The organism is Paenibacillus roseus, from assembly GCF_016424485.1.
GTDB lineage: Bacteria > Bacillota > Bacilli > Paenibacillales > Paenibacillaceae > Paenibacillus_D > Paenibacillus_D roseus.
Window position 1 is genome coordinate 22,660 of record NZ_JAELUP010000012.1, and the last position, 25,159, is coordinate 47,818.

16 protein-coding genes are annotated in these 25,159 nt (G+C 49.6%); 12 read left to right on the top strand and 4 right to left on the bottom strand.

Translation table 11 applies throughout. The annotated features are described in order from the left end of the window. Window positions 1–51 precede the first annotated feature (51 nt). A complete protein-coding gene (locus JFN88_RS04635; protein ID WP_199018158.1) occupies window positions 52–5,232 on the top strand; it encodes an S-layer homology domain-containing protein in 5,181 nt (1,726 codons plus the stop codon). 250 nt (window positions 5,233–5,482) lie between these two features. On the opposite strand, the gene yxiS is transcribed toward JFN88_RS04635, so the two are convergent. Beyond that, window positions 5,483–5,785, bottom strand: coding sequence for a protein YxiS (gene yxiS / locus JFN88_RS04640; RefSeq protein WP_199018159.1), 303 nt, complete (start codon window positions 5,783–5,785; stop codon window positions 5,483–5,485). Between the two features lie 70 nt (window positions 5,786–5,855). Here yxiS and JFN88_RS04645 point away from each other — a divergent pair, with 70 nt between their 5' ends. Next, entirely contained in the window at window positions 5,856–6,197 is a 342-nt protein-coding gene (locus JFN88_RS04645; RefSeq protein WP_199018160.1) for a thioredoxin domain-containing protein, read from the top strand. Here the strand turns inward: JFN88_RS04645 and JFN88_RS04650 are convergent. Continuing rightward, window positions 6,194–6,535, bottom strand: coding sequence for a TFIIB-type zinc ribbon-containing protein (locus JFN88_RS04650; RefSeq protein ID WP_199018161.1), 342 nt, complete (start codon window positions 6,533–6,535; stop codon window positions 6,194–6,196). The two genes, JFN88_RS04645 and JFN88_RS04650, sit on opposite strands and share 4 nt — an antisense overlap. A gap of 185 nt (window positions 6,536–6,720) precedes the next feature. Here JFN88_RS04650 and JFN88_RS04655 point away from each other — a divergent pair, with 185 nt between their 5' ends. After that, complete coding sequence (locus JFN88_RS04655; protein ID WP_199018162.1) at window positions 6,721–7,155, top strand: Fur family transcriptional regulator; 435 nt, start codon at window positions 6,721–6,723, stop codon at window positions 7,153–7,155. A 204-nt stretch (window positions 7,156–7,359) separates the two neighbouring features. Here the strand turns inward: JFN88_RS04655 and JFN88_RS04660 are convergent, their stop codons facing one another. Then, window positions 7,360–7,725 carry a DUF1516 family protein gene (locus JFN88_RS04660; RefSeq protein WP_199018163.1) on the bottom strand — a complete coding sequence of 122 codons (366 nt, stop codon included), beginning with the start codon at window positions 7,723–7,725 and terminating at the stop codon, window positions 7,360–7,362. Window positions 7,726–8,147: 422 nt separating this feature from the next. Next, window positions 8,148–9,332: an ROK family transcriptional regulator gene (locus JFN88_RS04665; RefSeq protein WP_199018164.1), complete on the bottom strand. Its 1,185-nt coding sequence runs from the start codon at window positions 9,330–9,332 to the stop codon at window positions 8,148–8,150. A gap of 473 nt (window positions 9,333–9,805) precedes the next feature. Between JFN88_RS04665 and JFN88_RS04670 the strand changes: the two genes are divergently transcribed. The 9 genes from JFN88_RS04670 (at window position 9,806) to JFN88_RS04710 (ending at window position 25,156) form a co-directional block, all read left to right on the top strand. After that, window positions 9,806–11,281, top strand: a complete 1,476-nt coding sequence (locus JFN88_RS04670; RefSeq protein ID WP_199018165.1) for a sugar ABC transporter ATP-binding protein — start codon at window positions 9,806–9,808, stop codon at window positions 11,279–11,281. Between the two features lie 35 nt (window positions 11,282–11,316). Continuing rightward, window positions 11,317–12,324: an ABC transporter permease gene (locus tag JFN88_RS04675; RefSeq protein ID WP_199018166.1), complete on the top strand. Its 1,008-nt coding sequence runs from the start codon at window positions 11,317–11,319 to the stop codon at window positions 12,322–12,324. Window positions 12,325–12,384: 60 nt separating this feature from the next. Continuing rightward, a complete protein-coding gene (locus tag JFN88_RS04680; protein WP_199018167.1) occupies window positions 12,385–13,482 on the top strand; it encodes a substrate-binding domain-containing protein in 1,098 nt (365 codons plus the stop codon). 47 nt (window positions 13,483–13,529) lie between these two features. Beyond that, window positions 13,530–14,492: a sugar phosphate isomerase/epimerase family protein gene (locus JFN88_RS04685; RefSeq protein WP_199018168.1), complete on the top strand. Its 963-nt coding sequence runs from the start codon at window positions 13,530–13,532 to the stop codon at window positions 14,490–14,492. Then, window positions 14,489–15,646: a Gfo/Idh/MocA family protein gene (locus JFN88_RS04690; RefSeq protein ID WP_199018169.1), complete on the top strand. Its 1,158-nt coding sequence runs from the start codon at window positions 14,489–14,491 to the stop codon at window positions 15,644–15,646. Before JFN88_RS04685 ends, JFN88_RS04690 begins: the two co-directional genes overlap by 4 nt. 107 nt (window positions 15,647–15,753) lie before the next feature. Then, window positions 15,754–20,301, top strand: coding sequence for a ThuA domain-containing protein (locus JFN88_RS04695; protein WP_199018170.1), 4,548 nt, complete (start codon window positions 15,754–15,756; stop codon window positions 20,299–20,301). Window positions 20,302–20,393: 92 nt separating this feature from the next. Then, the gene (locus tag JFN88_RS04700; RefSeq protein ID WP_199018171.1) at window positions 20,394–22,223 is read left to right on the top strand and encodes an S-layer homology domain-containing protein; all 1,830 of its coding nucleotides are present in this window, start codon (window positions 20,394–20,396) and stop codon (window positions 22,221–22,223) included. A gap of 72 nt (window positions 22,224–22,295) precedes the next feature. After that, window positions 22,296–23,240 (top strand): multicopper oxidase family protein, encoded by a 945-nt coding sequence (locus JFN88_RS04705; protein WP_199018172.1) that lies wholly within the window; start codon window positions 22,296–22,298, stop codon window positions 23,238–23,240. Then, window positions 23,237–25,156: a stalk domain-containing protein gene (locus JFN88_RS04710; RefSeq protein ID WP_199018173.1), complete on the top strand. Its 1,920-nt coding sequence runs from the start codon at window positions 23,237–23,239 to the stop codon at window positions 25,154–25,156. The genes JFN88_RS04705 and JFN88_RS04710 overlap by 4 nt, the downstream gene beginning before the upstream one ends. The last annotated feature ends 3 nt before the right edge of the window (window positions 25,157–25,159 follow it).

A 25,159-nucleotide genomic window follows, 5' to 3' on the forward strand; every position in this document is an offset into this window, starting at 1 on the left:
TGTATCGTTCAACGTCTGGGACTACAGAAACAGGAAGGGATGAAAATTGCAATGAAATTGCGTTTAAAATGGAGAGCATCTGCTGCGCTCATGATGGCGTGGCTGTATATATTCTCTACATTGACCGCACCAGTTGCGGAAATGGATCGTGCTTTCGCAGCTGGCGGTGATGCGGTCAATCCGGATGTTGCCGGGGCGATCGGGAAGGTGAGCAGCTATCTGCTCGCACAAAGCAAAATTTATGACTGGCAAGCTATCGGTCTGACACGGGCGGGGAAGCAGGTGCCTGCAAGCTACAAGACAGCTTTGAGGCAGGATATTGCAGAGCTTTACAAGCCGAATGCACCGAAAGCGCCTGTAACCGATTATGCCAGGCTGGCGCTCGCCGCTTCCGCGGTGATCGGGAATGCAACTGACGCGTCAGGTTATAATCTCATTGAAAGTATCTATAATTCGGACATCCGCGAGCTTAATGCCGCAGTCTTTGCACTGATTGCATATGATTCAAAATCGTACACTGTGCCGGAGGATGCGAAGGCCAGCCGGGCCAATCTGTTGAAGCTGATTACAGACAAGCAGCTTGCGGACGGTTCGTTCGGATTGGGTATTGATATGACGGCGATGGCGCTGACCGGAATTGCGACTTACAAGGACCAGCCGGAAATCAAAACGGCTGCCGATAAAATCGTCGCCTGGCTGAAATCATCAGGCCGCGGCGTGGATGCGGAAAGTATCGCTCAAACGATTATCGGTCTGACATCGTATGGTGTAGATCCGACAAGCGCAGATTTTACGAGCAATGGCGTGAATCTGGTGCAGCAGCTTCTGGAGTACCAGAATAGCGACGGCAGCTTTAGTCATCTTATAGGGCAAGCCGCAAACGGTCTGGCTACGGAGCAGGCTCTGCAAGCATTGGTTGCCTATGATCTGTTCACGAAAAACGAAGGCCCGCTCTACCGTTTCCCGGATCAGGGTACCCCTGTTGCGCCTAATGTGTCGCTTACGGTAGAGGGCCCGCAAGGTCCGGTTACTTCGGGTGAAGCGAAAGGATTCAACGCGCTTGCCGCCCTGAAGTCGCTTCTTCAAGAGAAGTCCATTGCTTATACCGTAAAACAATCATCTGGGGGTTCTTATGAAATATCTATAGACAAAATTTCAGAGGGGTTAATGGGGGGAGATGACGGCTGGATGTTTGCCGTCCAGCGCGAAAGCCAGCTGCTTTTCCCTGATGGAAGCATGGCGGATTTCGTGCCGGAATCCAATGACCGGATTATCGTGTACTATGGTGATTACTCGGCTACACGCATTGTCAGCTCTGTAACGACAGACCCGGTTGAACCACAGGATGAACAGCCGTTTACCTTGACTGTCCTTGCCACAGGCAGAGTGTGGGACGCTGCTGCCAATCAGGCAATTATTGAAGAGAAACCGGCAGCAGGCGTAAAAATTCAAATCGGAGATATTTCTCTAACGACTGGCACAGATGGCAAGGCCAAGCTGGAGGAAGGTCTTCCGGCAGGCAGCTATGATATAACGATTACCGGCTACCGGGAGAGTGCAGTTCCAAGCATTGTCCGCAGCACAAGCAAGCTGAAGGTAGCTGGACAGGTGATGACCACCAGCCATTACCGGATTGAAGGCATCGCCGGAGAAATCATCAGCGGTGAAGCGACAGGTAAAAATGTGTATCAGGCTGTTGAGAATTTGCTGAATGCGAATCGTATTTACTTTGAATATGAACAGTATAGTTTTGGGAAGCTTATCACTTCTATTAATAATGAATCATCAAATTCAAATATTGGTTATTGGAATTTTGCTGTGCATCGCGACGGTCATTGGATTTATCCTGACGTCGGGATGGAAGGCTTCCAGCCGTTAGTAGATGATAAAATTGTCGTGTACTTGAGCGGGACTGAAACCCAGCTTGTAAACTCGGCTACCGTCCTCCCTGCCGTTCCGAAATCCGGACAGCCTTTTAAGGTATTGGTTCAAAGCATTACATGGATTTGGGATAATGATAAGAACGCTAATGTGCCTGTAACAGGCCTGGCTGCCGGGGCAGAGGTGCAGATCGGAAACTATAGAGCTGTTACAGATGCAGAAGGCATCGCACAATTCGCAGGGATTGAGGCTGCAGGCAGCTATGAGCTGACGGTGACCGGCTATAATGGCGATAAGGCACCTTTGTTTGTCCGCCATGTTTCTACGATGAAGGTGACCGGCCTTCCGAAGACAACAAATACGTACCGTGTAGAAGGGCCTAAGGGTGCAATTCTTGCTCCGAAAATAACGACAGCATACAGTGCGTTGGAGGGACTGCTGGCAGCTCTTCAAGCAGAGAACATTCGACCCCATGTAAAACATAGTATTTATGGCAGCTACATTGACTCCATTAGTGGCATTGATGCGGGGAGCTATGGTGTATTCAGCGGCTGGAACTATGCGATTCGCAGAGGTGGGGAATGGATTTACCCGCCTGTCGGCATCGGAGAATTCTCCTTGCACAATCAGGATGAAGTCGTAGTTTACTTCGGCGATTTTACTACTCAGCTTCCGGGCAGCATCATTGTAAGCCCGGCACAGCCGCAGGGTGGGGCAACCTTTAACGTGGCCGTCACGAAGCTGCAATGGGATTGGAATGCGTCGGAGTTTATTTCCAGCAAGGCCAGTGGCGTGCTGGTAGAGGCCGGCGGCAAATCAGCCACGACAAACGGGAACGGCATTGCCACTTTTGCAGGGGGTCTGCCTTCAGGCAGCTACACGATGACGATCTCGCAATATACGGATCAATCGCCGGGTATTGTCCGTATGGAGAAATCGCTAACGGTTGTCTCTTACAGTCCTGGTGGCGGGGGCGAGGTTACAGAGACGGTTTCCCTGTCGGTAACCGGACATAGCAAGAAGGGTACCATTATTGGCACAACAAGTACTCGATTGGAGCAGGATGATACAGCATACAGCGTATTGAAGCGGATTCTTGACGAGCACGGAATCAGCCATGCGAAAAGAGGCTCCGGGGATTCCTTGTATGTATCCGGCATTGACGGACTGAGCGAAGGCTTCAGCTCTAAATACCCCCGGAGCGGCTGGAAATATGCCGTGAACGGCTCGTATCCCAATATTAGCGCAGCAGCTTACAAGCTGCGTGCCAATGACTCTGTAGCCTGGTGTTATACACTAAATGGGGAAGACTGTGATTCGACGACTTCCGTTGATGACACGCCATCGTCTTCCGGGGGCGGGAACCAGGGTTCGGGCAGCGGCGGCAATAGCGAGCCGAAGACGGTAAACGAAGGTTTCGCCCTGCTGTCCCTTCCGGCGAATAATGAGCTGCCCCTTGATCGGGTGGGCCAGACCACTGTGGTTCTGAACGCGAAGGAGCGTATGAGCGCTTCCGTAGCAGAGCAGCTTCGCAAAACGCTGGAGAGCAATCAGGTCAAGATGGAGAAGGAATTTACTTCGGGTTCCGAAGCAACATTGTCGGACAGTAAGGATGAAGTGAAACTGACGGTTCCTGCCGGGGCAGTGGCGGAGAAACTGACGATCAAGGTCGAGGAGCTGCAAGCGGAAGGAACGGAGCTGGTGTCGGGCATTTACCGTTTTACACCGGCAGGCACGAAGTTTCGGTCTCCGGTAACGATTCAGGTGAAGGTTCCGGTTCTGACGAATCAGCCGGACCAGCTTGTGCTGGCATGGCTTAATGAAGCAACGGGCCAATGGATTCCGGTTCCGGCCGTTATTGATGCCAAGACGGGCACTTTGACCGGGAAGACGGATCATTTTACAAAATATGCTGTTATTGACCGGAGCAAGGTCCCGGGCGGAATTGCTGGCAAAGTTGATGTATCGAAGGAGATTGACGCAGCAGTAAAACAGGTGTTGGGAAAAGAACAGCTTTCGGATTGGGAAGTCTTGGCACTCGCCCGTGCAGGCAAGAGCGTTCCGGCAGGCTATTTGCAGGATGTTGTCAAGCAAGTGCAGGATGAAGCGGGCACGTTTACCAAAGTGACCGATGCAGAGCGTATCGCGCTAGCTGTGAAGGCTGCCGGGGGCGATCCAACCCGTCTGGGCGGATACAATCTTATTGCCTCCATTTACAATCATGACAGAATGACCAATCAGGGTGCCAATGGCCCTGCGTTTGCACTTATTGCCTTGGACAGCGGTCGTTATGAAGTTCCTGCGACTGCCAAATGGAACCGTGACAAGCTGATCGATTGGCTGCTCGGAGTTCAAAATGCAGACGGCGGCTTCCCGCTTGCGGGCGGCAGCGATTCGGACGTCGATATTACGGCGATGGTTCTGGCGTCATTTGCGCCATATCAGGATCGGGTTAATGTGAAAGCTGCGACAGATAAGGCGTTGAGATGGCTGTCTGCCGCGCAGCATAACAACGGTGAATTCGCGGCGTTTGGGGATGAGAACAGTGAAAGTGCGTCCCAGGTAATCATAGCATTGGCGGCTCTCGGCATTAATCCGAAGGATGCGCGCTTCACAAAATCCGGCCGGGATGTACTGAGCAATCTGCTTGCATACCGCAATGCGGATGGAGGTTTTGCCCATGTGAAGGGTGAAAAATCCAATGGAATGGCTACAGAACAAGCGCTGCTCGCGCTAGTCGCCTATAAGCGCTATGCGGAGGGTGCTGCGCCGCTATACGCCCTCATTCCGGCTGCTGAGGAACCAACAGCCCGATTTGTAGATGATGCTGCGATCTCAGACTGGGCAGCGGCTTCCGTATATGAAGCGCTGGAGAAAGGGATTATGAACGGCGTCAGTGCCAAGGAGCTGAGATTTGCGCCTAGGCAGGCGATGACCAGAGCGGAGTTTGCAGCCCTGCTGATCAAGCTGACCGGACAGACAGCGGACAACAATGCCAAGCAGGTATTCAGCGATGTTCTCCCTGGAAGCTGGTATTACGGTTCTGTCATGAAAGCAAGAGAGCTTGGCTACCTGCAAGGTGTGACGCCTCGCGAATTCAAGCCTGACCAGGCGGTCAGCCGCCAGGAGATGGCCATTATGATTGCCAGAGCATTCGATTTGCAGGCAGGCGCCCAGCCTGTTGTGTTCAAGGACAGCGCAGAGTTGTACAAGAATGCAGCCGTGCAGGTTCAGGCTGTCTATGAGCAAGGCATCATGACCGGCTACAACGGCCGCTTTGAGCCGCGTGCTGCAGTCACTCGCGAGATGGCGGCTGTAGTAGCGGTCAAACTATCCCGTCTGGCAAGCTAGCGGACCAGGGTAGAATAAACGGATTGCCGCAAGCGCGGAATAAAAGAAGGGTTAGTCCATCACCAGCCTCAGGCTGCATGTGGACTAACCCTTTTAACATTTTGGACGAGAGCGAGTTGTTAAGAATGGTGTGAAAGGACGGCAAAGCCGTTTACGCTTGTCGAATAGGCATTGCGTTTGTGGTATAGTGGTTAAATAAAGCTGAATGCCGGAAATCCGGGATGGTCAGGCGAAGTCCGCTGCTTCGAAATCAGGATTTGCGTTTGCCGATTTCTTCTGTGACGATGAATGCCAGATCTTCATTGCCAAACAGCGAGAGCACGCCAAGCAGGGTGTCATCCGGCACAGGACCGGCCTCTTCCTTCGGTACGGTCAGCTTGAGCGATTGCCTGAGAGCGGGATTGGCCTCCTGATTCGGATAGGCTCTTAAGTAGAGCTCTTGCGGATCAAGATCGTGATTGACGCACCATTGCGCAAATACGAGAATCATCATCTGCTCGTCCTGCTGAAAGCTTTGGATGACTTGTTCTTCTACAGATTTGTTGTGAGACATGGTGATGCTCCTTTTGTGTTGGTATCTGATCTGCCCAAACGCATCTATTGGAGATAATGGAAAGGAACGAATGGCTTTGCCCATACAAGAAATAACGGAGCAGCAGCTTCTTGCTCATATGAGTGCAATTCCAGATACGGAAGCAGTGCTCCTATATACCCCGTTCTGTGGAACATGCAAGCTGGCAGAGCGGATGGCGGGTATCGTACAGGAGACTACGGCAGCTCTGCCGATGTATAAGCTGAATATCAATTATGCCCCGGTGCTGCGGGAACAGTGGCAGATTGCCAGCGTTCCGTGTCTCGCAATATTGGATAAGGATGGGCTCAAGCTTAAAGAATACGCTTTGCGCTCGGTTGATCACATATACCGATTGCTAAAGAAGCCAGTGGAAGAAAAGGGTCTTTCTTAATCGAATAAATCACCGATAATATCCATGACGCTTTTTTTCTTTTTATACGGCTTTCTGTATTTCCCATTGTAGTCGCCTTTGTAGGCAGACCCCTGATTATAAGGTGTCTGACGGTAACCCTCGGGGCGGTATTCTTCATGGTTGGGAAGCTGCTGCCTGATTTCCTGTTCCTCATGCCATTTGTTGAACGGTTCGCGGACCTCGCGCACGCCCTGCATGAGCTTTTCCAACTCGCCGCGGTCAAGCCATACACCTTTGCAAGCCGGACAAATATCGATCAGAATGCCGTCTTTTTCAACTTCACGCATTTTCACATTGTCACATACGGGGCAATTCATATGTAGGGTCATCCTCCCATGTGTATATAACTATAAATTCTGTTTCATTGGTTCAATTATATCACAACTATTTTACAAGAGTTAAACGAGGCCCGCAACAGTCAGCCAGAAGGCGAAGTCTTGACATTTGGCGCGGCTTTTACCACAATAGGGATTAACAATAAACAAGTAAAGAGGGGGCAGCTATGACGACAAGCGATAAAGTGGAAGACATGATTGCTGTCATGTCTCGAAGCGGCTGGAGAATTACGGATCAAAGGCGTACACTGGCAAAAATTTTTGCTGACAACGAAGGGTTTCTGTCTCCGAAGGACGTTTATGATCTGATGAAGGATAAGTATCCTGGAGTCAGTTTTGATACCGTATACCGCAATTTGCGCATGCTCAGTGAGATGGGGGCGCTGGAGCAGTTTTATTTTATGGAAGGCGGATTGAAATTCAAGGGAAGTTGTTTCAAGCACCATCACCATCATCTAATTTGTCTAGAGTGCGAGAAGACGATTACCTTTGATTACTGCCCGATGAAGCAGAGTATGGATTTGCCGGAGAGCTTCAAGATTATGAGTCATAGATTTGAGATTTATGGCATTTGCGGCGAATGCCAACAGCAGGCGGAATAATGGATAGATTTTAGGCAATGGAGATTTTGATGCAAGTCGGGTTTACGAGGGTGCCGTTCAGCTGGCAGGAGCTGGGCAGGCGCCTTTTTGCAAGTTTAAATCTGAATTTAATAGAAGAGACCTGTCGACTTTTAAGGCCGGCACTTGGAGAGTGCCGGCCCTTGGTCAGGTTGAGACTGCTATGTTAGTGACAATCGCGTTTGTTTAGAATGAAATAACTCCAAAGCCCATCAGCACGACAATGGCTACGAAAATAACGAGCAAAATCCAGAATGTGCCGGTCTTCTCTCTTCTTTGGGTACGGCCAAGAATCATCTCCATCAGTCCGATCAGAATTACGGCGAGGATACCCTTAAGTACGTACACTAATGGGAAGCTGAAGCCGATCAGCATGCCGACTCCGGAGACGAGCATGATAATGTAGAACAGCCTAAGCACCATCCCGACAATCTTGGCTCCTTTTGCTTTGCCGCCCTTGGCCAAGAGGAACGCGACCACGAACAGAATGAGCAAAAATGCCCATGAGCCTGAATGGGACTCATAGAAAATGTTAGTCAGCTTTTCAGACATCGTTAAACCCCTTTCATAAATATGTATGCTCTGTTATGGCTTAAAACCAAAATTAGTGGTTGACATCGAGGAGAGAGCAGCGGAGGGGCAGAGGAATTCTGGAGAAACGAACGTGGTCGCCTTTAAAGCCCGATTCGGCCTGCAAACCTCCATGAAATCAAGGAGTCGGGCTTTAACAGCGATCGGAAGAATCCTCTGCCACGCAGCGCCCCCTCCCCCTGGAGTTCAACCACTAATTTTTAGGTTTAGCCTCTCTATTATACTTTTATTTTTATTCAATCGCACAATAAAGCAGCTTAATTTGTTATTTTGTCATAATAAAGGGGAAGAGAAACGTACGACGCCAGATTGTTGCTTAGTGACTATGCTTTACTAACAGACAGAGAGCTTGACCGATTAGGCAGGGGAGGATCGCTTTTGTATTAATCCACCCATACTTTGGTATTGGAAAAGAAACTTTTTGTCGCGGTGTAGGCTGCGCCTAAGGCGATTGAATCGGTGGCCGGGCTGGCAAAGCTGATTCGCAACTGCCGCCGGATGAAAGGGAATGTACTTTGCTCGACAATGCGCATGATCGGATTTTTAATCCATTTTTCCGCTACAGCAAGTCGATTCCCGATTACGATAAGTTCCGGATTGAACATGTTGATAATGTTGGATATCCCAATGCCGATATACTCGCCAATTTGATTAAATAAATGAATGACTCTAGCCGATCCCGAATCTGCCATGGCAACTAGCGTATTGATATCAAGGGTTTGGTCCCCGGACTCGTCGACGAGGAACTGCCGTGCTTGCTCGATCAGGGCGTTTTCGGAAGCGTACAGTTCCCAGCATCCTTTGCTGCCGCATTTGCACTTTTTACCGTTGGTTTCAATGACAAAATGCCCCATTTCACCCGAAAAGCCGGAAGCCCCGCGGTAAATTTCCCCGTTCAGCAATATCCCGGTTCCGATCCCGATCCCGACGCTGACAAAGATCAGGTTCGCATCTTCTTTGCCAAAACCAAACTCCTTCTCCCCGATCGCTCCGGCATTCGCTTCGTTCTCAATGGTGACAGGGATTTGGAAGGCATCCGTCAAAATACGATGAAGATCGACATTTTCCCAGCCCAGATTCGGGGCAAGCAATATAGTTCCTTTGTCATCAAGAACTCCGGGAACCCCGATCCCGATTCCGATAATGCCGTAGGTGGTCTTTGGCGCGCGTGCAATCATCGCCTGGATCGCCTCAATTAGCATAGGGATTACTACATCCAGTGAAGTTTGTTCAAAATAGGTTGTTTTCTCATCTATAACCTCTCCCTGAAGATTGGTCAATATCACCAATATAAAATTAACCCCCAAATTTACGCCGATGGCATACCCCGCTTCTTGATTGAACAGAAGCATGACGGGCCGTCTGCCGCCGCTGGATAAGCCATGACCGATTTCAAAAACCAAATCCTCCTCAATCAGTTCATTGATTAAAGAAGATACGGTCCCTTTATGAAGTCCAGTCAATTCAGAAATCTGGGATCGGGACAACGGGGATTTTTTTTTAATCGTTTCAAGGACGATAGATTTATTGATTTTTTTGACAAGATGTTGATCGCCGGTGATATGCATAGACTACCTCACTTTAAATATAAAGATTTGGATTATAAACTTTGTTGATCGATTGTATAAATGGGATAATGGACAACCAAGTAATTGTACTCAATTATAAAATCAAAAATCAGAAATCCATTTTATATTATATTAACAGAATCAAAATAAAATAGAAAGAAATACGGATGGTATAGTAGGTATTTCGTTCGATTATTGGCATTTTTTAGTGAACTATATGCGAATATAGAATCAATATCATTTCAATCCAAGACTTTATACCTAATCGACATATATATTTTTTGAATTTAAAAAGCCACTTGTCAGTTAAAAATCAATGTGCTATATTTAATTCAAGCTAGTGAGATGAGGTAAAAATTACTACAAGATGTATCTGGAACTTCCTAAACTTTATTCATCCAATGTATTAAGTATTGAATGACTAGCAAAGTTGAAGGGAGTTTTCTTATGCTGTACAGAAGAGGAGATTGCTTATGATATTGCAAATGAAAGCGGTTACCAAGAAGTTTTTTGGTGTTAAAGCTTTAGATCAGGTGAGCTTCAATCTTGCCAAAGGAGAGGTTCATGCCCTGCTAGGGGAAAATGGTGCAGGCAAATCCACCCTGATGAAGATCATAGCTGGAATTCACGAGCCGGACGAGGGGGAGATAATTTTAAGAGGTCAATCTGTCCGCATGTCGTCGCCCTCGGTTTCCCAGCAATATGGCATCTCGATTATTCATCAAGAATTAAACCTCAATCCCTATATGACAGTAGCGGAGAATATTTTTATAGGACGGGAACCGCAGAGAATGGGATTTGTTGATTTTGGCAAAATGGAAAACGAGTCGTCGAAGCTGTTGGAGCAGCTGGGATTGGAGATTAGTCCTAAAGCTAAAGTGTCCACATTAAGCATCGGAGAACAGCAAATTGTAGAAATATTGAAAGCGCTTTCTCTCAATGCTGAAATTTTGATTATGGACGAGCCGACAGCTGTGTTGACGGAACGTGAATCGGAAAAGCTGTTTGCTCTCATTCACAAGCTGAAAAGACAAGGCGTAGGCATCATATACATATCCCACCGATTGAACGAACTGAAGCTCTTCTGCGACCGGATGACAGTGCTGCGGGACGGAAAGCATGTAATTACTCGAAATTTTGACAACATCTCCGAGCGGGAGATTGCTAATTTGATGGTAGGTCGGGAACTGAAGGATCTGTTCCCCGACAAGCCGTCACAGTTCGGCAGTGAAATTTTGCGTGTGGAAAGCCTGAGCAGCGAACCGTTTTTTCGAGATATTAAATTTTCGTTGCAAAAAGGAGAAATTCTAGGTTTTGCCGGCCTCATCGGAGCTGGACGTACGGAACTGGCGAGCGCCATTTTCGGAGATAAACCGATTCATCGCGGCAAGGTGTATTACCAAGGTAAAGAAGTGAGCGTGAATTCGCCGATTCAAGCCGTGCGCCTGGGGTTCGGCTTTGCGACGGAGGATCGCAAGCAAACGGGACTGCTGCTGGATATGAGCATAGCTCACAATATGACCTTGCCGAGCTTGGGTAAAATCAATCGCTTCGGCTTTATCCGGCGCAAGACAGAGAAGAAAATTGTACACGAGAAGGTTGAGGAACTGGGGATCAAACTCAATCGGGTCGAACACCCCGTCAAGCATTTGAGCGGAGGCAATCAGCAGAAAGTCGTCCTGGCAAAATGGTTAGTAGCAGAAACGGAATTGTTTTTCCTCGATGAACCGACAAGGGGCATTGACGTAGGCGCCAAAAGTGAAATTTATCATCTTATAGCCAAGCTTGCAGCGCAAGGAAAGGGGGTGATTGTAATCTCTTCCGAATTGCCGGAGCTGCTGGGGATATGCAATCGGATTATCGTCCTTCATCAAGGGCGGGTAACGGGGGAACTTCATCATTCGGAAGCCAGCGAGCATGCAATCATGGCCTTGGCGGCAGGGGTGTAACAAACAAGTTTGAATGATAGAGAGGGGTAGGTCAGATGTCAAATCAACCGGTTAGATCGGTTGCGCAAGACAAGGAACTGGGTAAAATTCAAGCTGGTTCCAAAGGAAAGGATCGTCGTTGGATTAAAACGTTCTGGGAGCAATACAGCGTGGCCTTTGCATTTATAATTTTGGTTGTGCTGGCTGCATTGATTAGCGATAGCTTTCTTTCCTTGGCTAATATCAAGAACGTCCTGCGGCAAATCTCAATTGTCGGGATTTTGTCCATTGGAATGACCTTTGTCATCTTACTCGGAGGCATCGATTTGTCAGTAGGATCGGTATTGGCAGTATCGGGGACGGTAGTGATGGCGGCCCAGGTCAATTACGGTCTGCCCATTCCGGTGTCCATCCTGCTAGGACTGGCTGCTGGCGCATTCATCGGGCTGATTAATGGATTATTAATTACATACGGGAAGATTACGGCCTTTATTACCACCTTGGCCATGATGACCGTCGCCCGTTCTGTTGCGCTATATTATGCAGATGCGGGGGCAATCTCCGGCAGCAGTTCGGCTTACAGCAAGATCGGCAATGCTTATTTGTTAGGAATTCCGGTTCCGGTCATAATCTTCGCGGTTACGGCTCTCCTCGGATATGTCCTTTTAGAGAAAACAGTCTTCGGTCGGCGTATCTATGCGGTCGGAGGCAATTTGCAGGCTGCACGCTTGTCTGCGGTGCCGGTTTTCCGAATTACGATTTTGACTTACGTGATTTGTGGATTAACGGCATCAATCGGAGCCGTCATCGAGACGGCCAGGTTGAATTCCGTCTCTACCTCAAGTTCCGGCTACATGTATGAGTTGGATGCAATCGCAGCCGTTATCATTGGCGGAACGAGTCTGGCTGGAGGTCGGGGACGCCTGGTTGGCACTATATTCGGTATTTTGATTTTAGGTGTACTTAGCAACATCTTAAATCTGGTGAATATTTCTCCTTATATCCAGGGGGTGGTCAAAGGCGCCATCATTTTAACTGCTGTCATGCTGCAAAAACGGGATTAAACGCTTTTCAATTCAATCTACTTCATTTAATCAATTCACTTCACTTAAGGGGGATTTAACATGTTGAAAGTCAAGAAAAATAAGACATGGATGTTAAGTGTAATGGTCATCACAGGAATTCTGATGTTGATGCTGTCGGCTTGCTCAAACAATTCAAACACGTCTGCAACTTCAACTACTTCAACCACCAACCAATCGGAAACGCCGAAGTCAAACGATACAACGTCAGCCCAAAGCTCAGACGAATCAAGTGGCAAGAAATACAAGCTCGGCATCTCCGTACCGTCGGCCGACCACGGCTGGATGGGCGCGTTGGTCGCTAATACGAAGACGGAAGCCGAGAAGCATCCGAACATTGAATATTTCTTGTATACGGCCAAAGATCCGGCCAAGCAAACTTCGGATATCGAGGATCTGATTACCAAGAAAGTCGATGCTATCGTCATGTTGCCGATCGAGTCTGCAGCGCTCACGCCAGTAGCGGATAAAATTGCCAACGCCAACATTCCACTGATCGTTATCGACCGGGCGATTAACTCGGAGAACTACCGGACTTACATCGGCGGGGACAACTATGGTATCGGTCACGGCGACGCGGTTTACCTGGTAGAGCAATTGAAAAAGACGAAAGGAAAGGCGGAAGGGAAGGTCATCGAAATCTCCGGCGTTCCGTCTACAGTTACGGATTTGCGCAGTAAAGGATTCCGCGACTATATCCAAAACTACCCTGGCATTCAAATTATCGCTTCTCAGCCAGGAGACTTTACTCGTGAAAAAGCGCTCAAGGCTACAGAAAATATTTTGCAAGCCAACAAAGAGATCGATGCTGTCTATTCCCAAGATGATGATATGACTGTCGGCATCGTGCAAGCGATTCGTGATGCCGGACGCGAGAATGAGATGTTTATTGTTAGCTCGGGCGGTATGAAGGAAATTTATCAAATGATGAAAGAAAAACAAAAGCCGGAAGTCATCGTATCGTTGACGTACTCCCCGACAATGAGCGGAACGGCTGTGAATCTGGCTACGAAGATTTTGGAAGGCAAAGGACTGGAAGGCTTCTGGGAGAAGAGCGTACCTCACAGCATCGTGCTGGAAGCTACACCGGTTACGCCTGAAAACGTAGATCAATTCTACAATCCGGATGCGAAATACTAATCATTAATTATTAATCATTATAATCTATGAAGAAAGGAAGGAACGCAATGAAATCAGGTGTATTCACTGTATTGTTTGGCCAATCCCCCCTGGAACAAGCACTTGATAAAATCCAGGAGGCGGGATTGCAGGCGGTGGAGCTGGGGACCGGGGGATACCCCGGTAACACCCACTGCAATCCCGGCGTCCTGCTTGACAATCAGCAAGAACTTGTCCGCTTGAAGGAATCGATTGAACAAAGGGGACTTGAGATCAGCGCGCTGAGCTGTCATGGCAATCCTTTGCATCCGAATAAGGAGGTTGCACAGCAGCATCATAACGACTTCGTCCAAACGGTTCGCCTGGCAGAGGCCTTGGGTGTTGAAACAGTGGTAACGTTCTCGGGGTGCCCTGGGGATTCCGAACATGCCAAGTATCCTTCCTGGTCTACCTGCGCCTGGCCGCCGGATTTTCTGGAGGTATCCGCCTGGCAGTGGTCCGAGAAGGTACTGCCTTATTGGCGGGAGCAATCGGACTTCTGCAGGCAGCATGGCGTCAGGGTAGCGATTGAGGCGCATCCGGGCTTTGTCGTTTACAACACGGAAACGGCATTGCGGCTCAGAGCAGAGACGGGAAGCAATATTGGGGTCAACTTCGATCCGTCCCATCTGTACTGGCAAGGAATGGACCCTGTGGAGTGCATTAAACAACTCGGCAGCACCATCTACCACGTCCATGCCAAGGATACGTCTATCGACAAACGCAATACAGCGTTGAATGGCGTTCTCGATTTAAAACCGTATGATCAGGAATTGGATCGTTCCTGGATTTTCAGGACGATCGGCTATGGTCACGGACTTCAGGAATGGCAAGACATTATCAGCGCACTGACCAAAGTCGGTTATGACGGAGTCATCAGCATCGAACATGAAGACGGCTTGATGTCGGTAGACGAAGGCTTCCAGAAAGCTGCCCGCTTTTTGAATCAGGCTTTAATCAGAGAAAAAGCCGGGGAGATGTGGTGGGCATGAAACCGGAAATTCGCTTGGGAATGGTCGGCTATAAATTTATGGGCAAGGCGCATAGCCATGCCTACCGGGATGTCGGGATGTTTTTCGACATGGATGCCAAGGTGACGATGAGAGCGATCTGCGGTCGCGATGAGGAAGCGGTCAAGCAGGCTGCGGAGCGACTTGCATGGGAATCGTACGAAACCGATTATATGGCATTGATCAAACGGGACGACATTGATGTCATCGATGTGAATGCGCCGAGCAATGCCCACAAGGACATTGTGCTGGCTGCGGCCAGGGCGGGCAAGCATGTCCTTTGCGAGAAGCCGCTTGCGCTCAACCTGGAGGACGCAAGGGAGATGCTTCAAGTAGTAAAGGAGGCCGGAGTCAAACACGGCATCTGCTTCAATTACCGCTTCCTGCCATCCATTCAACTGGCTAAGCAAATCATTGAAGAAGGCAGATTAGGGGAAATTCATCATTATCGTGCAGTCTATTTGCAGGATTGGCTGGTCGACCCGGATTTCCCACTGGCCTGGAGGCTGCAGAAAGAAGTGGCGGGCTCCGGCTCGCACGGTGATTTGAATGCCCACTGCATTGATTTGGCCCATTATCTCATTGGAGAATTCGATCAGGTCATTGGCGTGAACCGGACCTTCGTCAAGCAGCGTCCGATTCCTGCATCCATGAACGGGCTTACCGCTCAAGCGTCCTCCGAATACGGAGATGTCACGGTAGACGACGCGACAGTATTTCTGGCGCAATTCGCAAACGGTGCGATCGGCTCGTTCGAAGCGACCCGGTTTGCATCGGGATGGAAAAACGGCAACCTGTTTGAAATTAACGGCAGCAAAGGCTCCATTCGTTTTAACCTGGAACGGCTCAACGAACTGGAGGTATTCTTTCGCGACGACCCACCCCATCTCCAGGGCTACCGCACTATTATGGTAACGGAGGGCGTTCACCCTTATGTCGCCAATTGGTGGCCTCCGGGTCATACGATCGGGTATGAGCACGGCTTCGTGCATCTGGCTTATGAGTTTATGCAAGCAATTGCAAATGATAAGCCGTTTTCTCCTGATTTTGAAGACGGTGTTCGCTGCCAGGAAGTGCTCGAAGCGGTAGACCGCTCAATTGTGGAACGCAGATGGGTATCAGTAGCGGAAGTCTGAGCATTCGATTGTTACTGCACTTGTAAAAGAAAGCGGTAACAATCGAAGCTTTAATCTCAAAGTTGGCTAATGTTCAAATTCCATTTCACTAAGGAGGAAACTATTGCATGAGACGACGGCGTTCTATTGTAAACTCATTGTGGGCATTCATGATGTTGTGCTCTACGATCTTGTTACCGCTCAGCACTTTCGTCAATAACGGAACAGCGCTCGCGCATGATGGTGAAGATCATGGTGTATCGCACAGAATTTTGGCAGTCACGAAGACGACAGGCTTTCGTCACGCGTCGATTGATCAAGGGGCTAAAATTGCGCTTCCCGAGATGGGGAGAAAATACAATTTTACGGTCGACTTTACGGAAAATGTAGCCGATCTGAATGCGGCTAATCTTTCCAAATATGACGTTGTATTTTTTGTCAACACGACTGGTAATTTCAGTGAATGGGGAATGACGAATCAACAGAAGCAGGACCTCATGAACTTTATCAAATCGGGCAAGGGCTTCGTGGGAGCACATGCCGCCACGGATACCGGTTATGATTGGCCGGAATACGGTGAATTGACCGGGGCATACTTCGACAATCATCCATGGACGCAGACGGTTACCTTTAACGTAGAAGACACCAACCATCCGGCGACTTCCCATCTGAATGGTTCCTGGACCGCGCTCGAGGAAGTATACTACTTTAAAGAAAACCCTCGCGATAAAGGCAAGCACATCCTGCTAAGCCTGGATTTGAACAGCAATGGCGTTACGGGAGGTCTTACAGAAGATCGTCCAACCGCTTGGTGCAGCCCGGTATCTGAAGGAAGAATGTTCTACACCGGATTAGGTCATCATCCGGAAACCTGGTTTAATGAAGACTTCCAATTGCATCTGCTTGGCGGCCTCAAATACGCATGGGGAGAGGCTCAAGATACAGATTGCGACCAACCCTCCAAGAAGCCAGGTGTGCAAAAGGTACCGCTTGTAAAGGAAACCATTGCAAGCCCAACCGGTTTGGAAATTTCAAAGAACGGCACAATCTTTGTAATCAGTCTTTTTGGCAAAGTATACACGGTAACCCAAGAAGGGGATGCAAAGGAAATTTTGAATATTCCGACAAATACGGAAGGCGAGCACGGCTTGATGGGGATTGCCCTTGATCCCGACTATGAGACCAACAATTACGTTTATCTATACTATACCAATCCGGTTAAACCTACGCCCGGAAAACTAACCAACCATCTTTCCCGATTCAAGTTCGAGAACGGCACGCTCAAGTCCGAGCAGAAGTTGCTCGATGTCCCGACGGACGTTACCTGCTGTCACCAAGCCGGATATTTGAAATTCGGTCCGGACGGCAAGCTGTATTTAACTATCGGGGACAACTTGACACCTACTCAAGGACCGCAGGTTGGTGCGATTCAAACATCCCAGAACCTCGATGACATGCGGGGTAAAATTCTTCGTATCAACAAAGACGGTTCCGCTCCTAGCGATAACCCGTTCTACACGGGACAAGGCGGCGCCAGGGATTATATTTATGCCTGGGGATTCCGAAACCCTTACCGTATTTCCTTCGATACCACCAAGTCGCATGGTAAATTTATTATTTATGAAGGCGATGTAGGCCCGGATGGTACCTTCGCCAACGGGGCTAACGGAGATTATGACGAATTCAATGCGGTCACTGCTCCGGGTCAAAACTTCGGATGGCCGTATGGTATTGGCGATAAGGTATATAACAAAAGAGACTTCGTCGGAGCCACTCATTATAACCAAATTGACGACGCTGTATTTGCCGAGAAATTCGCACAGACCAAAAAACCGATTGCCTTCTACGCATATCCAAAAGATCCGGTCTGGGGAGAAAACGGAAGAACTGCTTTGGCGGGGCCGGTCTACGATTACACAGGACCTGATGCTATTCCCGGATTGAAGAACAAACTGTTGGTCTACGATTTTGCAAGAAACTGGATTAAAGCTATCACTACTGATGATGACGGTGAAGTTGAGAAGGTGGAGGACTTCCTGTCCGGCTTGTATGCTCCGATTGATATGAAGGTGGGGCCGGACGGAGCCTTGTATGTCGTGGAGTTCGGCAAGTCCTGGGAAGCAGACTCCGAAGATGGTATCACCAAAATATTCTATGGACAACTGCATCGTAATCCGGTTATTAAGGCAAAAGTAAGCGCAACATCTGGAAAAACTCCGCTTACGGTTACATTCGATACAACGGGAACGAAAGATCTGGATGGAGATACTCTCTCCTATGAATGGGAATTCGGTGATGGCGGCACATCCACGGATCCGAACCCATCCCATACGTATACGGCGAGCGGCTCCTATGAAGTCACATTAAAGGTGACAAACGGAGCGGGGAAAGCATCGGTATGGAACACCACGATTGTCGCCGGCAATACGGCTCCTGTCGTGAAAATTACTTACCCGCCTAACGGAAAGTTCTTTACCAACGGGGAAACGATCACGGCAACTGCGCGTGCGAGCGATGAAGAGGACGGGGAAATTGCCTGCGGAGACATTCATTGGTCTGTGAACTTGCTGCACGATGCGCATTACCATCCGTTCGAGAGTCAAACCGGTTGTTCGGCGCCTATTACCTTGTTTGATGACGGTCATGGTCCGGAAGCCAAAATATCTTGGAACATTGCGGCTACTGTAACGGACAAAGGCGCGCCTAATACAGTACCGTTAACTGCTTCCGATTCCGTTACCTTCAGGAATAAACGTGTTCATGCTGCGGATTTTGATGCCACGGGAGGCGGCAGTCCAACTTCCCTTGACAACCAGGGCGTTAAGAAGGAGAACACCTCTGATATTTACGGGGGCCAAAACATCGGTTTTACAGATCCAAATGATTGGTTGATGTTCAAGCATCTTGATATTAAAAATCTCAAAAAATTATATTTCCGGTTAGCTTCTGATTACAGCGGCTTAAATGTTGAGGCGCGGTTGGATAGTCCGACCGGGGAGAAAATCGCAACAGCCAAAGCTAATTCAACAAGAGGCTGGCAGAACTGGACCACAATTAGCAGCGATGTCACCCATACGACTCACGGTGCAGGAGATCAGTCAGATTTCCATGATGTGTACATTGTCTTCCCTGACGGCGGGAACAATCTCAACTGGCTTCAGTTCAGCTTCGATGGGGACGCTGCGCCTACGGAGTCGATTGTTTGCAACAATGACAAATGCAACAGTTCAGAAAACCCAAATACGCCTCCCGACACGACGGGTGCGTATAGCCGGTCAGGATGGACAGCAATCGCAAGTAACGGTTCCAAGCCGAATGAGGGAATCGATGGCAAGCAAGAAACTCGCTGGACAACAGAGAAGGACGCAGAGCCAGGTATGTGGTACCAGATTGATATGGGCAAAGTCCAAAAAGTGAACCGCGTCCTGATCGATCACGGGTCACATTGGCCAACATCGGAAGCAAGCAGTCATCCGGACTATTTCCGGGGATACGATCTGATGGTATCGACGGACGGTCAAACATGGACGACTGTTGCGAGCAAAGACACTAGCTGGAATAAACTGGTTGCGGATGAAACCTTCCAGGCGGTGGATGCACGGTATATCAAAATACTGAATAAAGGCAGCGCTCAAGGCTATTGGCTCTCTATTCATGAAATGTATGCGTTCCCGCCAAGTTCCAAAGCTTCTTGGACATTTACGCACTCTCCGCGAGGAGGCGATGATACAAGCTCTCCTTCAGATGTAAAGCATGTCATCGACGGAATTCTGAGCACACGATGGGATTCAGGCGCTTTCCAAGAACCAGGACAGTGGTTCCAGGTTAACATGGGAGCGGTCAAAACCATCAACGAGGTCATCATTGACGCCTCCGGGCATCCGTCAGATTACCCGCGAGGATACGTAATTGAAGTATCGAAGGACGGACAAAGCTGGAGCAAAGTGGCTGAGAATGCAAATAACACAGTGGTTAAAATCGTCGCTTCCTTCCCTGCCGTTAAAGCGCAATTTGTCAAAATTACGCAAACTGGAAGTGCACCAGCCAACTGGTGGTCGATCAACGAGCTGGATATTAAAGAAACGAATGACCCTGTTGCCGCATTTGAGCCTGTACTAAGCACGGATCTCACCGGAAGAATTCTTGAGGCCGGCGATGAAGTAAAAGTTACGGTAGCTGCTCATGGCGCTACGGATTTGTACGCGTCCAAACTGCTGCTCACTTATGATTCCGATAAACTTGAGTATGTCAGCAGTGCGATTAACGATCAGTTTGGTCGCGAAGGCAACAACGCGCTCTTGTTCGCGAAGAACGTAAATGGCAAGCTTTCCATAGCATTGACTGCCCTTGGGGACACTCCTGGCCGCAGCGGTGATATCGCTTTAGTGGACATTACGTTCAAAGTGAAGGGCGACGGAAACACAACATTAATAAGAGGAAGCGAGTTCTCGGATGCCAACGGCAATCTGGTGACCGTGACCGAGGATAAAACATTTGCAATCAGACTGTCCAGCGCTGACGTCAACCAGGACGGCAAAGTCAATATCACCGACCTCACCCTGGTAGCAAAAGCCTATGGCAAAACCACATTTGACCCTAGACTGGACATTAATCACGACGGCAAAATCAATATCGAGGATATTTCGTTTGTCGCCAGAAAAGTGCTCGAATCTTAATCGTCGGAATACCAGTCCCAGCCCTAACTCTGGGCTGGTATTCCTTTCCTAGGTGCAGAGCGCCCAAGTCAAGGACAGTGGGAGGATAAGGAATGGGAAGAGGTTTATACAAAACGGTGTTGCTCGCTTGTGTGGCCTTGCTGGCAATCGGGAGTTTTTCGACCGGCACTGGCATTGTTTACGGAGCCGTACAACAAGCGGATATCAGACTCGGCGCCATCGCAAGCTCTTATCAGGTGAAGGACGAGATCGCGGTTCCCATTCTCGCATTAGAAACCCGCGAGTTGATGGGCATCGAATTTGTCGTCAAGTACGATCCAGAGGTATTGGCTTATATCCCGGAGAAGCTGGAACTGCCGGGAGGCTTCAAGGCTGCTGACCCGAGCAGCAATATTATTGTGGATGAACAAAACGGTCTATTAAAGTATGCGTTGATCAAAAATCAACTGCCTGGCAATGATCCGATTTCCGAAATTAAGCTTGCTACGTTGCGCTTCGAGGCCTTGAAGCCGACGAATTCGACCTCGCTCTTGTTGAAAAACATCTTGGCGACTACGGGGTACCATCGAATTCAAACGAATGAGCAAGATAGCCGCCAGGTGAAAATCGATCCCAGAAATGATAGTACCAAACCCGTCATCACCGTGGAATCCAGCGCTTCGGTCAGCAGTGCCAATTATGTGTTGAAAGGAACTGTCGTGGATGATGACCCGAATGTAAAGCTGACCATTAATGGAAACGCGGTTACTTTAAATCAGCATGCATTCTCCCTGTCGACAACGTTGTCAGCAGGTAAAAATACGTTTGTTCTGGTTGCTGCGGATACGGCCGGCAATCGACAAGAGCTTACGTTTGTTGTCACTTACACAAGAAGCGGAGGCGGAGGCGGCTCAAACGGCGGTGGATCGGTCTCCAACCCTGATTCTGACCCGGACGACACTTCAGTGAAGTCGGATGCCAGCTCCCAAGCGGTCAAGGCATCAGTTGGCGGGACGGTTCAGTTGAAAGGAGGGGCGAAGGTCGTCATTCCGAAAGGAGCGCTTTCTGAGGACACCACCGTTACGATAAGGAAAATCGCCGATCAGGCTGAGCGCGACAAGCTGCTGCCAAAGGGTCTTCCGTTAGAACTGCAAGGCGATATTTACGAATTCAAGGCTGCCGGCGACAAGCGGTTGCAGCATCCAGCCGTATTCACTCTGCCATTGAACCCAAGCCATATCAAGGCCGGAAGCAAAGCAGCCATTTATTATTATCATGAAGGCCGCAAGCAATGGATCTATTTGGGCGGACAATTAAACGCGCAGGACAGCACCATCTCGGTTCAATCCAAGTACTTCCGGACGCTTGCCGTATTCACCGATCCTTCTCCGATATCTTTCACAGATACGGATCATCACTGGTCTTCCGAGTCGCTGGATCGCCTGGCAGGTATGAAGATAATCAAAGGTTACAACGATCACACGTTCAAACCGGATTCGCAAATTAGCCGAACCGAGTTTACGATGTTGATTGCTTCTGCTCTGGGTCTCCCGGTCCAAAGCAACCCTGATCTGTCCTTCGCCGATGCCGGTCAAATTCCGGTTTGGGCCAAAGGCCATATCCAGGCTGCCTTTGATGCAGGCATTATACAGGGACACTCTGGAGCTGACGGAGCTGCTTATTTCGATGGAGGTGTCTGGATTACACGCGCAGAAATGGCGGTTATGTTAGCCAGAACCTTGCAGGCATCCGGCTCCACGAAGGATGTGCAGTTTGAAGATGCCGGACGCTTGCCGAATTGGGCCAAATCCAGTATCGGGCTTCTGGCAGAGAAGAACATTATCAATGGCTTCAAAGACAATACCTTCCGTCCTAATGCGAACGCAACGCGAGCGCAGGCTGCCACAATGATCTATCGTTTATTGGACGAGCTGGGTATTTAATCCTGAATCATTCTCGTCCATCTCCTGTCCGGGGAGGGACGAGAATGTTATTAAGATGGGGGGAACGAGCGGATGATGAATGCTATGAAAAGACTGGCTACGGTAGCTGTGTTCTGCGTGTCTATCGTGGCGGCCTTGAAATACGGCGCCATTCAACCGATCGCCGCACAGGAGAACACGGTTAAAAAAATCAATTTATATGCAACGGACGGGTACGTGAAGATGCCTGACGGAAGCGACATGTATATCTGGGGATATTCACTCCAGAACGAAAAGGGAACGGCTGTTTATCCGGCGCCTACTTTAGAAGTGACGGAGGGGGATCAGGTTGAAATTACTTTGACGAATATCGGTCCATCCAAATCAGGTATTTTGCCGGTAGCTCATACGATTCATTTCCACGGCTTGAATACGAATCAGAAAAATGACGGCGTTCCGCATACTTCTCTTCCGGTATTCGTCGGAAAGAGCTTTACTTATCAGTTTAAGGCTCAGTATGCTGGCACCTATTTCTATCACTGTCACGTCGACACGGTCGAGCATTTGCAGATGGGGATGACCGGAAGTTTTATCGTGAAAGCCCGTGAAGGGGTCAACCAGGCGTGGACGGAAGGGCCCTCTTACGATAAAGAGGTGGTACTTCATTTGAATGAAATCGACCGGTCGTGGCATAAAGCCGTCGAACAACGGCAAACGTATGACCGAACGGTCTTCAATCCGGATTTCTGGGCGCTGAACGGCGAGTTTAGCGGCAAAAACGCCAAGACCTCCATTACAGCAAAGGCGGGGGAGACGTATTTGATCCGACTCATCAACTCCGGTTACCAAAAGCATACCTTCCATATGAATGGGCGACAGTTTAAAGTCATAGCGTCGGATGGTCGGCCATTGCAAAAGTCGCTCAATAAGCAGTCTCTGACGTTGGCATCGGCGGAGAGATACGATGTCTTGGTCAAATTCGACCAGGCCGGTACCTACACGATCCATGTAGACGGGGAGGAGTCGAAGCCAAGATGATCAGGGAGGTGAGTGGAATGACGCGCGCCGGGACGATCAAGCGTTACGGGCTATTATTGGCAGTCTGTTTCCTGCTTCTGCTCCTGTCGCCCCTGCATACAAATGCGGCTGATGTGAAGAAAATTCAACTATTTGCCACAGACGGCTTGCTGACGCTGCCGGACGGCAAGCAGTTGTACATGTGGGGGTACAGTCTGGAGAACAAGCAGGGAACGGCGGTATTCCCCGGGCCGCTGCTGGAAGTGGAAGAAGGCGATACGCTTGAGGTAACGGTCACCCACATCGGAGCCAAACAAGCCGGTTCGGAATTTCGGGTGTATCCGCTTCGCTTCCAGGGCATCGACAGCCCGAGCGGAGCAGAGCAAGCGTTGGCCCTCGGCCAAAGTCACACCCGTCAAATCCAGGCTGTCCAGGCCGGTTCCTATTACTACTATGCCGGTGACGGGAAGGGCTACGGCGTGCAGATGGGAATGAGCGGACCGTTCGTTGTGAAGGCAAAGGGCGCGCAAAAGCGGGCATGGACAGGAGGGCCGCAATACGACAAGGAGTATGTCTTTCATGTAAATGAGCTTGATCCGGCCTGGCACAAGTCGGCAGCAGACGGCCTCGTCTACGACCCTGGCAAGTTCCACCCCCGCTATTGGACGATTAACGGAAAATCGTTCCCTGATCTGGAGGATGATCCCAGGTCGATGATTCATGGCAAGGTGGGGGAAAAGATTCTGGTTCGGTTGATCAACCCCGGTTACGACGAACACCCGATGCATCTGCACGGTCACCATTTTCAGGTAATCGCGGAGAACGGCGTTCCGCGTGATTTTCCTTTAGAAAAGGATACGGTCAACCTGGACCCTGGGGAAACAAAGGATATTCTGATTGTATTTGACCAAAGCGGGAATTATCCGTTCCATAGCCACCAAATCGTGGATAATACCAATGACGGTGTTTACCCGGGCGGGCTGCATACGATGACACATATCGAAGAGGCTGGCTCATCGGAAGGAAGCACGATGACGCTGGACATCGGCAGCACGCATGCCACGGTGAACGGCGAGCATGTCATGCTGGATGTTGCTCCGTTCCGGCTAAAGGGCGAGACGTATGTTCCGCTTGGCTTTATCGCTGAACAGTTGGGCGGCGTTCTGAAAGCCCGTACGGAAGACCGCAGCCTGACCTACAAGACCGAGCACACCGAGATGGAACTGTGGCCGTTGCAGAAGCAAGCTCTGTTGAACGGCAAGCAGGTGCAGTTGGAGTCGCCAATCTTGCAGAAAAAAGGGAAAACTATGGCTCCCGTCAGTTATATCTCTTCCTTCTTGTGCGCAAGGGTAGGGGCAGACAATTCTTCCAATCAGATTCAGATAGACTATCAATTGGGCCAGGAGTGTCAAAGCAGCGGTCCTGATATTACCCCGCCTACTGTCACTGCCGATCCGCCGGGAGGCACGTATACAAGCGCCCAGACCGTCCAGCTGTCGATCCAAGACGAGGACCCGCAGGCGAAGATTTACTATACGACGGACGGCACGCTCCCTACGGCGCGCTCCCTGTTATACACAGGACCGATTGTCATCGACCGCACCACTACGTTAAAGTGGATCGGGATCGATACGAGCGGCAACGCCAGTGAGGTACAGACGGGGGTCTATACGATCCGGCCAGCCCCGGAAGTATTGGTCGATGTGCTGGACGACAAGTTTACTCCGGCTCATATCAAGGTGACCCGAGGAACGACGGTGACCTGGATCTTGAAAGGGTCGATGATGCATACGGTTACTTCCTATGACGGGGTCATGAACGGCATCATTGAGCCAAACGGAAACAAGCGATTCAGCTACACGTTTAACGACACGGGAGTCACGTCGTACTTTTGTATGGTTCATCCGTATATGACCGGATCGGTGACGGTGGAATAGACA

Coding starts and splice junctions, on each gene's coding strand:
- JFN88_RS04635 (WP_199018158.1), top strand. CDS start 52: ATGAAATTGCGTTTAAAATGGAGAGCATCTGCTGCGCTCATGATGGCG.
- yxiS (WP_199018159.1), bottom strand. CDS start 5,785: ATGTCTCACAACAAATCTGTAGAAGAACAAGTCATCCAAAGCTTTCAG.
- JFN88_RS04645 (WP_199018160.1), top strand. CDS start 5,856: ATGGCTTTGCCCATACAAGAAATAACGGAGCAGCAGCTTCTTGCTCAT.
- JFN88_RS04650 (WP_199018161.1), bottom strand. CDS start 6,535: ATGAATTGCCCCGTATGTGACAATGTGAAAATGCGTGAAGTTGAAAAA.
- JFN88_RS04655 (WP_199018162.1), top strand. CDS start 6,721: ATGACGACAAGCGATAAAGTGGAAGACATGATTGCTGTCATGTCTCGA.
- JFN88_RS04660 (WP_199018163.1), bottom strand. CDS start 7,725: ATGTCTGAAAAGCTGACTAACATTTTCTATGAGTCCCATTCAGGCTCA.
- JFN88_RS04665 (WP_199018164.1), bottom strand. CDS start 9,332: ATGCATATCACCGGCGATCAACATCTTGTCAAAAAAATCAATAAATCT.
- JFN88_RS04670 (WP_199018165.1), top strand. CDS start 9,806: ATGATATTGCAAATGAAAGCGGTTACCAAGAAGTTTTTTGGTGTTAAA.
- JFN88_RS04675 (WP_199018166.1), top strand. CDS start 11,317: ATGTCAAATCAACCGGTTAGATCGGTTGCGCAAGACAAGGAACTGGGT.
- JFN88_RS04680 (WP_199018167.1), top strand. CDS start 12,385: ATGTTGAAAGTCAAGAAAAATAAGACATGGATGTTAAGTGTAATGGTC.
- JFN88_RS04685 (WP_199018168.1), top strand. CDS start 13,530: ATGAAATCAGGTGTATTCACTGTATTGTTTGGCCAATCCCCCCTGGAA.
- JFN88_RS04690 (WP_199018169.1), top strand. CDS start 14,489: ATGAAACCGGAAATTCGCTTGGGAATGGTCGGCTATAAATTTATGGGC.
- JFN88_RS04695 (WP_199018170.1), top strand. CDS start 15,754: ATGAGACGACGGCGTTCTATTGTAAACTCATTGTGGGCATTCATGATG.
- JFN88_RS04700 (WP_199018171.1), top strand. CDS start 20,394: ATGGGAAGAGGTTTATACAAAACGGTGTTGCTCGCTTGTGTGGCCTTG.
- JFN88_RS04705 (WP_199018172.1), top strand. CDS start 22,296: ATGATGAATGCTATGAAAAGACTGGCTACGGTAGCTGTGTTCTGCGTG.
- JFN88_RS04710 (WP_199018173.1), top strand. CDS start 23,237: ATGATCAGGGAGGTGAGTGGAATGACGCGCGCCGGGACGATCAAGCGT.